Source organism: Herbiconiux sp. 320_LB, from assembly GCF_059691755.1.
Map to the genome: position 1 here is coordinate 540892 of NZ_JCAWAD010000002.1, position 13552 is coordinate 554443.

Below are 13552 nucleotides of genomic sequence, written 5' to 3' on the forward strand. Positions count from 1 at the left end.
CGAAGCGTCCGCCAGACGCCCCCGAGCGTCCGATGGACGAAGGGCAGCTCTTGATCGTCCTTCACCGGGCGGCGGCGGCACAACAGCCTCCTGCGGACATGTCCGCAAGAGGACGGCCGCATCGCCCACGGACGGCGCCCGCGACTGAACGGCGTTCGAGCTGGTCGCGTGCCTGCCCGGTCGGCGAGCCGGAACCCCGCGCGCTAGCGGGGGGGGGCCAGCACGGCGGCGAGCTTGGATCGGCGACTGATCCCCAGCTTGGCGAACGCGCGATGCCGGTGGGCCCGACCGTGCGGTGCGACAGGCAGATCTGATCGGCGATCTGTCGCTTGCTCAGACCGTCCGCCGCGAGCCGCGCGACGAGGAGGTCCTCCCCGGTGAGGAGCCGAGCGTATCCTCCTCGAACACGATCAGGAGGAGTCCGTCGCCTCCCGGCACCTCGAAGGTCGTGCAGGCCGCGCGCGCCCGCGCGGAGCCCCCGACGTCCACACGCATCCGCCCGTGCGTGACCGGCCGCGCCTCGTGGCGCGCCCAGATCCGGCGGAACGCCTCGTCCCGGATCGACAGACGCCCCACCAGCTGCTGGAAACGGCGGTCGAAGGGGTTGCCGTGATAGCGGAGCGCTGCCAGCACCCGGCCGGCGCCGGCCTCCCAGTCGGCTTCGTCGCGACCCTCGTCGGCGAACACCGACTCGACCAGGTTGAGGCCCGGCCGGAGCCGATGGTCGCCGATCCGCCCGGCCGCCTCGTTGACGACCACCACGTCGAAGGTGCTCGAGACGACCATCGCCGGCGTCGTCGACCACCCCCGGAGCAGGTTCTCCAGTCGCGGGACCAGGTCGGTCGCGGGCTCCCCCGCGGACGACGGGTCGGGATGCAGTTGGATCTGCCGCAACCGCAGCAGGTGCTGCTCGGCGCTGTCGTCGAGCAGCAGCGCCTTCGCGATGCCCCGCAGGACCTGGTCGGACGGCTCGCGATCGTGGCCCTGCTCCAGCCGCAGGTAGTACTCGGGGCTGATCGACGCCAGCTTCGCGACCTCTTCGCGCCGGAGCCCCGGGACCCGGCGGTTGGGCGCCCGCACGAGACCGACCGCCTCGGGCTGGACGGCGGCACGGCGGGCCCACAGGTACTCGCCCAGGATCGTCGACGACCGGTTCGGCGTCACGCCGTTCACGATCGGCCTCCGACGCTGCGGACGGCTGCGGAGACGGCATCGTGATCCTGCCACGGAGACCCGCCACCCGCTCCGAGGCCGCCGATCACGACGCCGTCGCGATCGAGGATGGGCCTCCTCCGGCCACGAACACCAGCCTCACCTCCGACGAGGTCGCACTCGTCGCGAGCGGACCTCCCGCGGCCGCCGCGGCCCTGGCGTCGCCGTGACGATGGTCGGCGCGCATGGCCGGCGAGGCGTGGGCGATCCGCGACGACCTGACCACGTCGGCCGCCGTCGAGCCCTCCTCGGCGTGCAGGACGATGAGCAGGTGGTGCTCGTCGCCGGCCGGCCTCAGGCTCTGCAACGAGAACTCGACGCGGCCGTACCCCGCGACCTCCAGGGTCACGGCGGTCGAGTCGAACGGTGCTGCCGTGTGCGCGGCCCAGAGGCGGCGGAAGTCGGGGTCGCGCATCGAGAGCAGCCCCACGATGTCCTGGAACCGGGGGTCGGACGGGTCGGCGTGGAATCGCAGCGCCGCGAGGGCGCGATCGGCCGTGGTCTCCCAGTCGAGGTCGGATGCCCGCCAGTCCCGGCCGAAGACGGTGAGCACCAAGTTCGCGCCGGGATCGACGCCGCCGGGCAGGATCGCCCTCGCGAGGTCGTTGACCAGGACCACCGTCTGGTTGCGGTCGACGACGAAGGCCGGCATCGTCGACCACTGGGCGATCACCGGGCCGAGTGCGGCCTCCACGCGTCGCCGCGACTCGACCGTCCCGGTCAGTCCGGACTGGATCGCCACCAGCCGCGTCATGTACTGGACCGCATTGGCGTCGAGCTTCAGCGCACGCGCGAGGGAACGCACGACCTGGTCGCTCGGTTGATGTCCTCTGCCCTGCTCGATCCGGAGGTAGTACTCGGGACTGATGCCGGCGAGCTGGGCCACCTCGTCGCGGCGAAGCCCCGCCACACGACGACCCGGCATGCTCCGGAGCCCGACGTCTTCAGGCCGCAGGCTCGCCCGACGCGCCCTCAGATACTCGCCCAGTGGTGAGTCCACCACGCACCTCGCCTTCCTCGTGCCGGTCGCCGGCGCTGGTCCCGGTCACCGCTGGACCGTTCACCATCCACTGTGACGACCCGGTCGCGTCGCGTCCATGCAGAACACAGGCAGTCCAGAACGGAAGGTATCCGGTCGGCACGACTCTGCCGGTCTTCGGCGCACTCGTAGCGCTGCAGGATGCCCGCACCGGGTCGCACAGGCTGTCCCCGTAAGGGCCACGTGCTCCGCGGCACCGGATTCCTAACGTGGTGCACGTCGCACACCGACGACCCCACACCAAGGAGACAGATCATGCCGTACTTCACGACGTCCGAGGGCATCGAGCTCTACTACACCGACAACGGGGCCGGCCGGCCCATCGTCTTCAGCCACGGCTGGCCCCTCTCGAGCGATGCCTGGCAGGTGGAGCTGAAGGTGTTCGCCGACGCCGGCTACCGCACCATCGCCCACGACCGTCGGGGTCACGGCCGGTCGCAGAAGACCTCCACCGGCAACGACATCGACACCTACGCCCGCGACCTCGCCGAGCTGATCGACCACCTCGACCTGCACGACCTCGTCATCTGGGGGCACTCCACCGGCGGCGGCGAAGCGGTCCGTTACGCCGCCCAGTACGCCGAGGGTCGCGTCGCCAAGGTCGTCACCGCGGGCGCCATCCCGCCGGTGATGCTCAAGTCGGACAAGAATCCGGAAGGATCCCCGATCGAGGTCTTCGACGGCATCCGCGCGGGCGTGCTGAAAGACGCGTCGCAGTTCTGGATCGACCTCGCCGAAGGCCCGTTCTACGGCGCCAACCGCCCGGGGAGCTCCGTCTCCGAGGGGGCGAAGCGCGACTTCTGGCGCCAGGGCGCGCTGGTGAACCTCGCGGCGGCCTACGACTGCGTCAAGGCGTTCTCGGAGACCGAGCAGTTCGACGACCTGAAGGCGCTCGACGTGCCGATCTACATCGCGCACGGCTCCGACGACCAGATCGTCCCGATCGCCGGCGCCGCCGAGCAGAGCATCAAGCTCGTCAAGCACGGCACGCTGAAGGTCTACGAGGGCGCTCCGCACGGCATCTACGGCGACTACCAGGACGAGCTCATCAAGGACGTCCTCGCCTTCATCAAGGAGTGACGTGATGCCGGCACTCCGCTCCCGTCCGCCGCTGAACACCTTCGGCATCGCTTTCGGGTTGACCGGGCTGGCCGGGGCATGGACCGAGGCGACGCGATCACTCGCGTCGCCTCAGGTCGTCGGTGAGGCGATCTGGGTCCTCGCCCTGCTGGTCTGGCTCGTCACGGTCGGCCTGTACCTCGGCCGGCTGCACGGCTGGCGCGAGCTGATCGGAGACCTCGAGAACCCGGTGCTCGGACCGTTCGCCGCACTCGTCCCGATCCCGCCGATGCTCCTCGGAGCCCACCTCACGCCGGTGCTGCCCGAGGTGGGCGTGCCGCTCGTCTGGGTCTGCGTGGCCGCCTCCGCGGTGTTCGGGTCGTGGTTCATCTCGCAGCTGCTGACCGTCTCGCGGGGGTTCGGGCCCGTCCACAGTGGATACTTCCTCCCGACCGTCGCCGCCGCTCTGCTGACGGCGCAATCACTGGCGGTCGTCGGCGAGCCGAAGCTCGCGGTCGGCGCCCTGGGCATCGGGATGCTCTTCTGGCTGCTGATCGGCGGGGCCGTCATCGCCCGGCTGATCGGCGGCCCCGATTCCCTGGCAGCGCTGATGCCCACGCTCGGCATCTTCTCGGCCCCGCCCGCCGTGGCGGGGAACGCCTGGTGGATCATCAGCGGCGGTCAGAGCGGCATGGTCGGCGAACTGCTCGCTGGCGCCATGGCGGCGGTCATCGCGCCCCACCTGTTCCTGATCGGGCGGTACGCGAAACTGCCGTTCGCACTGGGATTCTGGGCGCTCACCTTCACGGCGGCCGCCAGCGCCACCTTCACGCTGCGACTGCTCTCGCTCGAGAGCGGAGCCTGGGCCCCCGTGGCGGCCTGGGTCGTGCTCGCGGCCGCCACGGTGTTCATCGGGGCGATCGGCGTGCGATCCCTGGCACTCCTGAGACCGCGACGACGAGTCCTGTCGTGAGGCACAGTCCGGCCGCTGCGACGAGCGGCCGGACGTCGACGTAGAACGCGGTCGCCGGATACGCGGCCGCCAGCACCCCGAACTCGGCGGCGGCCGTCGCGACCAGCGCGACGGCCCCGAGGAGGGTCGCCGTCACCACCCCGATGACCACCTCCCACAGGCGCTGCAGGATCATCACCCGGGTCCCGGCACCGAGCGAATCGAGCGTGCCCGTCTCGCGTCGACGCTGCACCGAGCGCAGCAGCAGTGCCGCACCTCCGCCGACGGCCGCGAGCAGCACGGGCCCGAAGAGCACCAGCACCGTTCCCGCCGTCGAGTCGTCGCCCGCGACACCGGCGGCGCTCGCGGCGGTCGAGGTGCCGGCCAGGAAGGTGACGGGGAGGCCGATCGCGACGACGAACGGCGTGATCGGCGCCGCGCCGTCGGAGCTCCGCGTGACGTCGGCGCGCGCCAGCAGGAACGACGTCGACCACCGGCCCGGAACCACCGCCGTCCACGCGCGTGCCGCGGCCGCCATCGCCCCGCGACCCGGCAGGCACATCAGCGCCACCACGGCCGGTCCCAGGAGGAGCGGCTGCGAGCCGCCCGTGGAGACGGACGACGGCAGGGAGACGAGCAGCTGATAGACGAGGAGAGCGAGGGCGACCGCGACGAGGCTCTTCCCGATCAACACCCCGGCGCCGCGACCGGCTGACGCGTCGGCCGTACCGACGCCGCTGAGCAGCCGGACGGGTGGGGTGGCCGCAGCGCGCCGGGCGGCGGGGATCGCGGCCCCGCCCACGACCAGTGCAACGGCCACGACCGCGATCACCAGCGTCGCGGGGCCGACGTGCGCGTCGAAGGCCCCCACGGCCTCCGTGAGGGTGGCCCGGGCGAACACCGGCCCGAACCACTGGCCGAGCAGCGCACCGGGCACGGCGCCGAGGATCCCCACGACGACCACCTGGGCGAAGACGACCACACCGACCTGGCCGGGCAGCACTCCGGCGATCTGCCAGAGCCCGAAGGTCGGCCGCCGCGCGTCGATCGTGGCGCGGGCGACCGAGCCCGTCACGATCACGAGAGACACCAGGGTGAACGCGATCACCGTGCCGGCGATCGCCAGCAGCGCGAGCGACGTGAGACCCTCGACCGGCAGCGCCGACTCGATCAGGGTCGCGGGCACGAGCGCGACGAAGGCGCCCGCCGCCGCCACGAGACCGGCCGCCGCCCACAGAACCCAGGAGTCGCGCAGATCCTGCAGTGCGAGCCGGCCGATCATGCCGCCTGCTCCACCGCGCGGAAGACGTCTCGGGCGCTCGGCCGCACCAGCTCGCGGTGCACGCGTCCGTCGCGCATGACCAGCACGCGGTCGGTCTTGGAGGCCGCTTCCGGGTCGTGCGTGACCATGACCACCGACCGGTCGTCGGTCACGGTCTCTCGGAGCAGGCGGATCACCTCGGCACCGGCCACCGCATCCAGGGCCCCGGTGGGCTCATCGGCGAAGAGCACCCGCGGGCGGGCGACGAGGGCACGGGCGATGGCGGTGCGCTGCTGCTGGCCGCCGGAGAGACCGCCGGGCCGGGCGCTTCCGAACGACTCCAGCCCGACCGACCGCAGGCTCGCCTCGACCTCGGCGCGCGGCACGCGGCGGCCCGCGAGGCGCGCCTGCAGTCCGACGTTCTCCCGCACCGTGAGCGAGGGCAGCAGGTTGTAGGACTGGAACACGAAGCCGACCAGATCGCGCCGCAGGCGGGCGATCTGCGAGCGGTTCAGTGATCCGAGGTCGGTCCCGGCGAGGCGCACCGATCCCTGCGAGACGGGTTCGAGCCCGGCGAGGCAGTACAGCAGCGTCGACTTCCCCGAGCCGCTCGGTCCGACGACCGAGACGAACTCGCCCGCCCGCACCTCGATCGAGACGTCGTGCAGCACCTCGACCGAGGAGCGGTTCCCCGCTCCTCGATAGCTCTTCCGGACCTCGCGCGCGACAACGAGCATGCAGCTCTCCTTCGGGATTGGACGGATTCAGCGTAGGGAGCGGGCTCCCGACGAGGGTGGCCTCGTCGGGAACAGCCCCATCGGCTGCCTGTCCGTGCAAGGGCCATGACCGCCTCCGCGGCCCTCCCTACCGTGTGAACAGGCCGGACCCCGCCGGAGCGATCACCCGATGAAAGGACGAACAGGATGACCACCACACTGGATGCACCCACTCTCTCGATCACCGCCGCGAACGGAGAGACCTACGCCTACCGACGGTTCGGCACCGGCTCCGACGACGTGCCGATGGTCTTCCTCCAGCACTTCCGGGGCAACCTCGACAACTGGGATCCGGCCCTGATCGACCCGATCGCCGAGCAGCGCGAGGTCATCCTGGTCGACAACACGGGCGTCGGCGGATCCTCCGGCCGAGTTCCCACCACCGTCGGGCAGATGGCGCGCGACATCACGGCGTTCCTGGATGCGCTCGGCATCGCCCGCTACGACCTGTTCGGCTTCTCGCTCGGCGGCTTCGTCGCCCAGGAGCTCGCGCTGCTGCGCCCGACCGCGGTACGGACGCTGACGCTCGCCGGCACCGGCCCCACCGGTGCGCCCCGGATGCACGGATGGCGTGAGGACATCCGTCGGGAATCGCACCACGACCAGCCCACCCCGGAGAGCCTGCTGTACATCTTCTTCGCCCACACGGACAGCAGCCGGGCCCTCGGCGGCCAGTTCCTGCAGCGCATCTTCACCCGCACCGAGGATCGGGACGCTCCCACCACCCCGGCGGTGCGGGATGCGCAGTACGACGCGGTGCTCGACTGGGGCATCCCGACCCTCGGCCGACTCGAACGGCTCCTCGGGATCACGCAGCCGACCCTGATCCTCCAGGGCGACGACGACCTGATGATCCCGACACCCGGGTCGCACCTCCTCGCCGGTCTCATCCCGGACTCGCGCATCCACATCTTCCCCGACGCGGCGCACGCGTCGATCTTCCAGTACCCGGCCGAGGCCGCGGCACTGGTCAACGACTTCGTCGACTCGACGAACAACTAGGAATCGGAGAAAGACCATGGGAACACTGCTCGAGAAGATCATCGACGCGCACGGCGGAAGCCGGTGGGACGAGGTCGATCGGATCTCGGCGAACCGGCAGTTCGGCGGGGCGTTCTGGTCGCTGAAATCCGTGCCGGGGATCGCGGAGTCCGGCCGGTTCACGGTCGATCTGCGCCGGGAGCACAGCCAGCTGTTCGACTTCGGCGACGCGGACCTGCACACCGACTTCACCCCCGACCGCGTCGCGATCGTCGCGGCCGACGGCACGGTCGTCAAGGAGCTGCGGCATCCGCGCGACTCGTTCGCGGGTCACGAGCTGATGACGCCTTGGAACGAGCTGCACCTGGCCTACTTCACCGGATACGCGATGTGGACCTACAACACCGAACCCCGGTCGTTCACCCTGGACGGGGTCGTCACCGAGGAGATCGGCCCGTGGACCGAAGAGGACGGAGAGGTCTGGGACAGGCTCCAGGTGACCTACCCGAGCTCGCTGGCCACCCACACGCCGGTTCAGACGATGTACGCCGATTCGGACGGAGTACTCCGTCGCCGCGACTACTCCGTCGACATCGCGGGAGGGTCGCCCGCGGTGGAGTACATGACCGGGCAGACCTGGGTCGACGGCCTCCTGCTCCCCCGACACCGCGAGATCTACGTGCGCGACGAGGCCGGTCGCGCGGTCAGGGATCCGCTGCTCGTCTCGATCGACATCGACGAGATCTCCGTCGGCTGAGAGGGAGGCCTCATGATCGCTGAGGCCTCACGAATTTCGAGGCCTCACCATCCCTGAGCCCTCCCGGAGCCGTCAGGCCCTGGGAGGGCTCAGTCGTCGAAGGATCGAGGCGGAGGCCTCGTCGGCGGGCTCCCAGGTGACGACCGAGTCCCCGCTGCCGTCTGCGACGGAGGTCAGCCGGTAGGTCAGCTCGAGGGGCGGCGATCCGGGGGCCGGCGCTCCGGGGGCCGGCGCTCCGGGGGCCGGGATGCGGAACGTTCCGGTCCCGGTCGGCGTCGCGCCCCGCGCCCAGACCTCGGCGAAGTCCGCGCTCAACGCCGCGAGCTCGCCCACGAGCGTGATGAACTCGTCGTCCTCCCCGAAGCGGTCCAACGACGCCTTCAGGGCGGCGGCCACGTGCTCGCAGGCGAGCCCCCATCCCGCGTCGGAGCGACGGGGCCTCTCGACCAGGAACACCGAACGGGCGATGTTCACCCCCACGGCGGAGGTCGGCAGGACGGCCGCCGCAAGGTCGTTGACGGCGAAGACCGTGAGATGCCTGTCCATCCCGAACGCGGGGATCTCCGTCGACGACGCGATCAGTGCGGCCGCGGCATCGCGGTCGGACGGCTCCTGAGGAGTGGTGGGCATGCGCTCCACGCTAACGGTCGGGTGGGGGCCGGAGGTGCTCTCCGAAGGGCCACCCTGGATCGTCCCGGATGCTCCGGCCCACCCGCGGCACGGCCCCGCATCCTGCCCCCGTGCGAGCCACGATGTCCCGGCCGCGGAACACTACGGTCGGGCTCATGACCGAATACACCTCCGCCGACGCGATCGCGGCCCACCCGATCCTCTCCGACGCCCAGTCGTCCCGATTGTCGGCCTACGGCGAGACCGTCGCCGCCGTGGCCGGCAGCGTGCTGTTCGGCTCGGGAGACGTCGCTCCGGACCTCATCCTGGTTCACGCGGGCGGGGTCGAGGTGGTCCAGCCGGCGACGGTGCTGGTCGAGGAGACGGTCATCGATTCGTTCGGACCCGGGGAATTCGTCGGCGAGCTGAACCTCCTGACCGGGCAGCGCATCTTCCTCCAGGGCCGGATGACGGAGGACGGCACGGTGACCCGGATCACGGCGGCCGGCTTCCGAACGGTGATGGCGGAGGATCCCGAGCTGTCCGACCTGATGCTGCGGACGTTCATCGACCGACGGCGATTCCTCAAGGACGGCACGGGCGCCCGCGGTGTGGAGATCGTCGGGAGCGCGCAGGACGCGCGGGCGCTGGCCCTCCGCACCTATGCCGCCCGGCAGAGGATCGCGCACTCCTGGATCGACATCGGGAGTCCGGAGGGAGCCGCCGTGGTGCGCGAGCTGCACCTCGCCCCCGAGGACCTGCCCGTGGTGCTGGCGCCGGACGGCACCCTGACGAACGCCAGCCCCGGCGACCTGGCGGTGCACCTCGGCCTCACCTACCGGCCGCGCGGCGAGCCCGAGGTGGTCGACCTCGCCGTCATCGGAGGGGCCCCTCCGGGCTGGCCGCCGCGGTCTACGGAGCCTCGGAGGGCCTGGACACCGTCGTGCTGGAGGCGGTGTCGCTGGGCGGACAGGCCGCGGCGAGCTCCCGCATCGAGAACTACCTGGGCTTCCCGTCGGGGCTGAGCGGCGAGGAGCTCACCGCACGGGCCATGGTGCAGGCGGAGAAGTTCGGCGCCCATCTCTACTCGCCCTGCCAGGTCACCGCTCTGGACCCGTCGGGGCCGCTGATCGAACTCGGGCTGGCGGACGGCGCGCGCATCCGGGTCAAGGCGGTCATCATCGCGACGGGCGCGCGATACCGGTCGCTGCCGATCGACGACTGGGCCGACTTCGAGGGGGCGGGGATCTACTACGCCGCCACCGAGATCGAGGCGAGGGACTGCGGTCAGAGCGAGGTCACCGTGATCGGCGGCGCCAACTCGTCGGGGCAGGCCGCACTGCACCTCGCATCGCGGGGTGCCACCGTCACGATCGCCGCGCGACGGGGAGACCTCCGGGAGACGATGTCCTCGTATCTGGTCGACCGCCTGGAGGCGCACCCGCTCGTCGAGATCCGCACCGGCACCGAGGTCGTCGGGCTGAGCGGCGACCGACACCTCGAGCGGATCGAGCTCGTCGACCGCGCGACCGGCACGACCTGGTCGCAGGCCTGCCGCGGCCTGTTCTGCTTCATCGGCGCCGATCCCGCGACGGGCTGGCTGGACGACGCCGCCCGCGACGCGTTGACGCTCGACGCCGGCGGGTTCGTGCTCACCGACGCCGACCTGCCGACCGCGGCGCAGGCCGCCTATCTCCCGCTGGGCCGGAGCCCACTCCCGTACGAGACCAGCATCCCGCGGGTCTTCGCGGTCGGCGATGTCCGGCAGGGGTCGATGAAGCGGGTGACCGGAGCCGTCGGCGAGGGGGCGAGCGCGGTGAGGTCGGTGCACGCCGCCCTGGCGGCGCACCAGAGCCGGCCCCACCGTGGCGACGGGGTGGAGCCGGCCGCCTTGGCAGCCTCCTAGTGGCTAGAGCCGCCGCTCGTGGTGCCTAGGCCGCCGCTCCTAGCGCCTAGAGCCGCCGCTCGTGCCGCACCGGCTTCAGGCGCTCCGGCGCATCCACGGCGGGCGGGAACTCGCACGCGAACCAGCCCTCGTAGCCGAACAGGAAGCCGAGCAGCCGGTTGCGCACCTCCAGCACCACGTGGAACTCGCCCCGCTCCTCGTCGTAGTCCTCGTGCAGCTCGGCCGAGCCCGAGAAGAGCATCGGGAACCGGAAGCCCAACGCGCCCTCGTAGAACCGCTGCTCGGTGGAGCGCAGCACCAACCCGCCGCGTTCATCCACGTCGAGGTCGAGATCCACGGCCAGGTGCTGGTGGGTGCCCAGGTAGTCGACGACGACACCGCGGCGCTCGTCGAGCACCATGGTGGCGTCGAAGCGCGCCGGGCGGCGGTGCACCCGGTACTCGCGCACGAAGGTGACCGTCTCGCGACCGAAGGGGTCGCGGTAGGGGTAGTTCTCGATCGTGAAGGGCACCTGCGTGCCCGTGTCGGCGACCAGGATGTGCCGCAGCCTCCCGATCAGCAGGAACGGCACGGTCCACCAGGGGCCGCGGCGGATGCTCGCCATCGTTCCGCGACCCACGCACGCGTAGCCGGCCTCGAGCGAGACCCCGAAGCGGCGCTGCAGCATCGGGTGCAGGCGGGCGAAGCGGTCCTCCCCCAGCGCGGTGCGGAAGATCGACCCGGTCACGAGAGCTCTCCGAGGGTGGCGGGGGCGTCGGCCATGGCCCCGGCCCGCGGCGGGCGGGTGCGGCAGCGCGCCGCCCGCGGCCTGTCGGGCCGCCACCAGGCGAGCACGCTCCGCAGCCCCCAGCGCTCCGGGGGCGCGTCCGTCTCGGCCCAGATGCGCAGGCGGTCGAAGCTCCAGGCCGTCATCCACAGCACCACCGGGCGCAGCAGCAGGTCGGGCAGCCGGCCGAACCCCGGAACGTAGTCGTACCCGGTGATGAAGCGCACCCCCTCCGGCGTCGGCACGTAGCGCCAGTAGCCCCGGCCGCTGCGGAGCGGCGAGAGCCGATCGCGGGTCTCGAAGGCCAGGGCGGAGGTGCGGGTCCCGTCGGCCCTGACCCGCTCACCCAGCGAGACGCCGCTGCCCCGGATGCGGTGGAGCGGCAGCGAGCGCTCGTACCGGAATCGCCGGCGGCCTCGCGCATCCGTGTCGGTGGGGACGATCGCGCTGAAGCGCAGGTCCCACCGCGGGTGCAGGGCCGGATCCTGGGTGAGCCGCCAGATCGTCTCGAGGTCGGCCCGGATGAGGGTCTCCACGTACAGCGCTCGTCGGCCGTCGTTCACGCGCGCTCCATGCAGCCATTATGGCCGGGGCGGGCTCGGCGGCTCCCGCGACCCTAGGCTTCCGGCGGGGTCAGGAGACGGCGCCGGCGTCGTGCACCGTGACGGTCGGCTCGAGGCCGTCGGCCCCGACGACGCTCTTCCAGGCGTCGAACCCGATCTGGAACGCCACGACGCCGGCTTCGGGGAGGGCGATCTCGAGCGCCTCGAGGATCTCCTGCGCGGTGAGCCCGAGGTCGAGCCCGACCCGGATGTGGCTCTCGATCTGGCCCTTCGGCGCCTTGAGCACGGTGAGGCTCACGATGAAGATGAGCTCCTTGACCTTTCGGTCGAGCAGCCGCGGCTTCAGGTAGGCGGCGTTGACGAGACCGTTCGTCGCCTTGAGCACCTCGAAATCGTGCTTGGCCATCACCTTGTGGTAGTCGAGCACGTAGCCACGGCTCGTGGCCATCTCGTCGATGTACTCCTGGGCGTCGGGGGCTTCACTCATCCGTCTCTCCTGCTTTCGCGTTCTCGAGGGAACGGTACCCGACCTTGACAGTCGGCGGTGGTTCCGAGACGATACGGGGAGTTCCTAAAATCATATAGGATACGATCCCGATGGAGGCTCAACGATGAGACGCACCACAGTTCCCCTCGCCGTCACGGCGATCACCGCCGGCGCCCTGCTCCTGTCCGGCTGCACCCCTCAGGCTTCGAGCGGCGACGCCGCCGCCACCGGCCTCGACACCGTGAAGGTCGCGCTCGTGCCCGGCGGCCCGCACCCCTACTTCCAGCCCTGGATCGCCGCGGCCGACAAGGCCAAGACCGACTTCGGGCTCGGCGACACGACCTTCAACGAGACGGCGGGCTGGGATCAGACGAAGGAGAACGACGTCATCAACTCCCTGGTCGCCAACGGCTACAACGCCTTCGGAGTGTTCGGCGTCTCCCCCACCGACATCAACTCGACCTTCCAGGACCTCAAGCAGAACGGCATCGCGAGCGCGGCCCTCGGCTCCTGCCCCGCGGGCGACACCAACGACGCCGACTTCTGCCTCTCGACCGACACCGAGACCGCGGCCTACAAGGCGGCGAAGGCGACCATCGAGGCCATGGGCGGCACCGGCACCCTGGCCCACCTGACCGGGGTCAACGTCGACTCCAACACGCAGCGCCGCATCGCCGGCGTCAAGAAGGCGGTCGACGAGACCAACGGGGCGGTCACCCTGCTGCCCGACGTCACCGACATCGACACCGACCTCACCACGGCCCAGAAGGCCGTCGCCGACCTCCTCGCCTCGAAGGGCACCGAGATCACCGGCATCGTCTCGACCGCCTACAACCCGGCGGTCGCCGCGGCCACCGCGGTCAAGGAGTCGGGCCTGCCGATCAAGCTGGTCGCGATCGACGACGACGCGACCATCCTGGCGGCCATCAGCGACGGCTCGGTCTACGCGACGGTCGCCCAGAACCCGACGGGTCAGGCCTACGTGGGCAGTTACGCCCTCGCGAAGCTGGCGAGCAAGGAGTGCACGATGGCCGACCCTGGCGCGATCATCGACTCCGGCTCCTTCATCGTGACCAAGGACAACGTGGCCACCTACGACGACGAGCGCACCGCGGCGAGCGCGCAGTTGAAGAAGGACTTCGACGACGAGTACCTCACCTGTTCCTGATCCTCACCGCACCGCC

General features: G+C 71.1%; 15 protein-coding genes. 7 read left to right on the forward strand and 8 right to left on the reverse strand.

Going from position 1 to position 13552, the window contains the following annotated elements:
• Nucleotides 1-333: 333 nt before the first annotated feature.
• Together AC59HU_RS06590 and AC59HU_RS06595 are read right to left on the reverse strand one after the other, a co-directional pair.
• On the reverse strand, nucleotides 334-1164 hold the full coding sequence (locus AC59HU_RS06590; RefSeq protein WP_497222576.1) for a helix-turn-helix domain-containing protein: 831 nt from the start codon (nucleotides 1162-1164) through the stop codon (nucleotides 334-336).
• A gap of 94 nt (nucleotides 1165-1258) precedes the next feature.
• Nucleotides 1259-2215 (reverse strand): helix-turn-helix transcriptional regulator, encoded by a 957-nt coding sequence (locus AC59HU_RS06595; RefSeq protein ID WP_497222577.1) that lies wholly within the window; start codon nucleotides 2213-2215, stop codon nucleotides 1259-1261.
• A 291-nt stretch (nucleotides 2216-2506) separates the two neighbouring features.
• On the opposite strand from AC59HU_RS06595, the gene AC59HU_RS06600 reads away from it, so the two are divergent.
• Nucleotides 2507-3331: an alpha/beta fold hydrolase gene (locus AC59HU_RS06600; protein ID WP_497222578.1), complete on the forward strand. Its 825-nt coding sequence runs from the start codon at nucleotides 2507-2509 to the stop codon at nucleotides 3329-3331.
• A 4-nt stretch (nucleotides 3332-3335) separates the two neighbouring features.
• Nucleotides 3336-4283, forward strand: coding sequence for an SLAC1 family transporter (locus AC59HU_RS06605; RefSeq protein WP_497222579.1), 948 nt, complete (start codon nucleotides 3336-3338; stop codon nucleotides 4281-4283).
• On the opposite strand, the gene AC59HU_RS06610 is transcribed toward AC59HU_RS06605, so the two are convergent.
• A complete protein-coding gene (locus AC59HU_RS06610) occupies nucleotides 4219-5544 on the reverse strand; it encodes an FtsX-like permease family protein (protein WP_497222580.1) in 1326 nt (441 codons plus the stop codon). The genes AC59HU_RS06605 and AC59HU_RS06610 overlap by 65 nt on opposite strands.
• On the reverse strand, nucleotides 5541-6260 hold the full coding sequence (locus tag AC59HU_RS06615) for an ABC transporter ATP-binding protein (RefSeq protein WP_497222581.1): 720 nt from the start codon (nucleotides 6258-6260) through the stop codon (nucleotides 5541-5543). The genes AC59HU_RS06610 and AC59HU_RS06615 overlap by 4 nt, the downstream gene beginning before the upstream one ends.
• Before the next feature lie 186 nt (nucleotides 6261-6446).
• Here AC59HU_RS06615 and AC59HU_RS06620 point away from each other — a divergent pair, with 186 nt between their 5' ends.
• Both AC59HU_RS06620 and AC59HU_RS06625 read left to right on the forward strand, forming a co-directional pair.
• Entirely contained in the window at nucleotides 6447-7301 is an 855-nt protein-coding gene (locus tag AC59HU_RS06620; protein WP_497222582.1) for an alpha/beta fold hydrolase, read from the forward strand.
• A gap of 16 nt (nucleotides 7302-7317) precedes the next feature.
• A complete protein-coding gene (locus AC59HU_RS06625) occupies nucleotides 7318-8037 on the forward strand; it encodes a hypothetical protein (protein WP_497222583.1) in 720 nt (239 codons plus the stop codon).
• 72 nt (nucleotides 8038-8109) lie between these two features.
• Here the strand turns inward: AC59HU_RS06625 and AC59HU_RS06630 are convergent, their stop codons facing one another.
• On the reverse strand, nucleotides 8110-8667 hold the full coding sequence (locus AC59HU_RS06630; RefSeq protein ID WP_497222584.1) for an MmyB family transcriptional regulator: 558 nt from the start codon (nucleotides 8665-8667) through the stop codon (nucleotides 8110-8112).
• A gap of 155 nt (nucleotides 8668-8822) precedes the next feature.
• On the opposite strand from AC59HU_RS06630, the gene AC59HU_RS06635 reads away from it, so the two are divergent.
• Together AC59HU_RS06635 and AC59HU_RS06640 are read left to right on the forward strand one after the other, a co-directional pair.
• Entirely contained in the window at nucleotides 8823-9671 is an 849-nt protein-coding gene (locus AC59HU_RS06635) for a Crp/Fnr family transcriptional regulator (protein ID WP_497222585.1), read from the forward strand.
• On the forward strand, nucleotides 9590-10552 hold the full coding sequence (locus AC59HU_RS06640) for an NAD(P)/FAD-dependent oxidoreductase (protein ID WP_497222586.1): 963 nt from the start codon (nucleotides 9590-9592) through the stop codon (nucleotides 10550-10552). Before AC59HU_RS06635 ends, AC59HU_RS06640 begins: the two co-directional genes overlap by 82 nt.
• Nucleotides 10553-10598: 46 nt before the next feature.
• Here the strand turns inward: AC59HU_RS06640 and AC59HU_RS06645 are convergent, their stop codons facing one another.
• The 3 genes from AC59HU_RS06645 to AC59HU_RS06655 all read right to left on the reverse strand — a co-directional run bounded on the left by AC59HU_RS06645 (nucleotide 10599) and on the right by AC59HU_RS06655 (nucleotide 12368).
• Nucleotides 10599-11279 carry a DUF4166 domain-containing protein gene (locus AC59HU_RS06645; RefSeq protein WP_497222587.1) on the reverse strand — a complete coding sequence of 227 codons (681 nt, stop codon included), beginning with the start codon at nucleotides 11277-11279 and terminating at the stop codon, nucleotides 10599-10601.
• The gene (locus tag AC59HU_RS06650) at nucleotides 11276-11881 is read right to left on the reverse strand and encodes an SRPBCC family protein (RefSeq protein ID WP_497222588.1); all 606 of its coding nucleotides are present in this window, start codon (nucleotides 11879-11881) and stop codon (nucleotides 11276-11278) included. The genes AC59HU_RS06645 and AC59HU_RS06650 overlap by 4 nt, the downstream gene beginning before the upstream one ends.
• A 70-nt stretch (nucleotides 11882-11951) precedes the next feature.
• Nucleotides 11952-12368 (reverse strand): carboxymuconolactone decarboxylase family protein, encoded by a 417-nt coding sequence (locus AC59HU_RS06655; RefSeq protein WP_497222589.1) that lies wholly within the window; start codon nucleotides 12366-12368, stop codon nucleotides 11952-11954.
• A 124-nt stretch (nucleotides 12369-12492) separates the two neighbouring features.
• Between AC59HU_RS06655 and AC59HU_RS06660 the strand changes: the two genes are divergently transcribed.
• On the forward strand, nucleotides 12493-13536 hold the full coding sequence (locus tag AC59HU_RS06660) for a sugar ABC transporter substrate-binding protein (RefSeq protein ID WP_497222590.1): 1044 nt from the start codon (nucleotides 12493-12495) through the stop codon (nucleotides 13534-13536).
• Nucleotides 13537-13552: the final 16 nt, after the last annotated feature.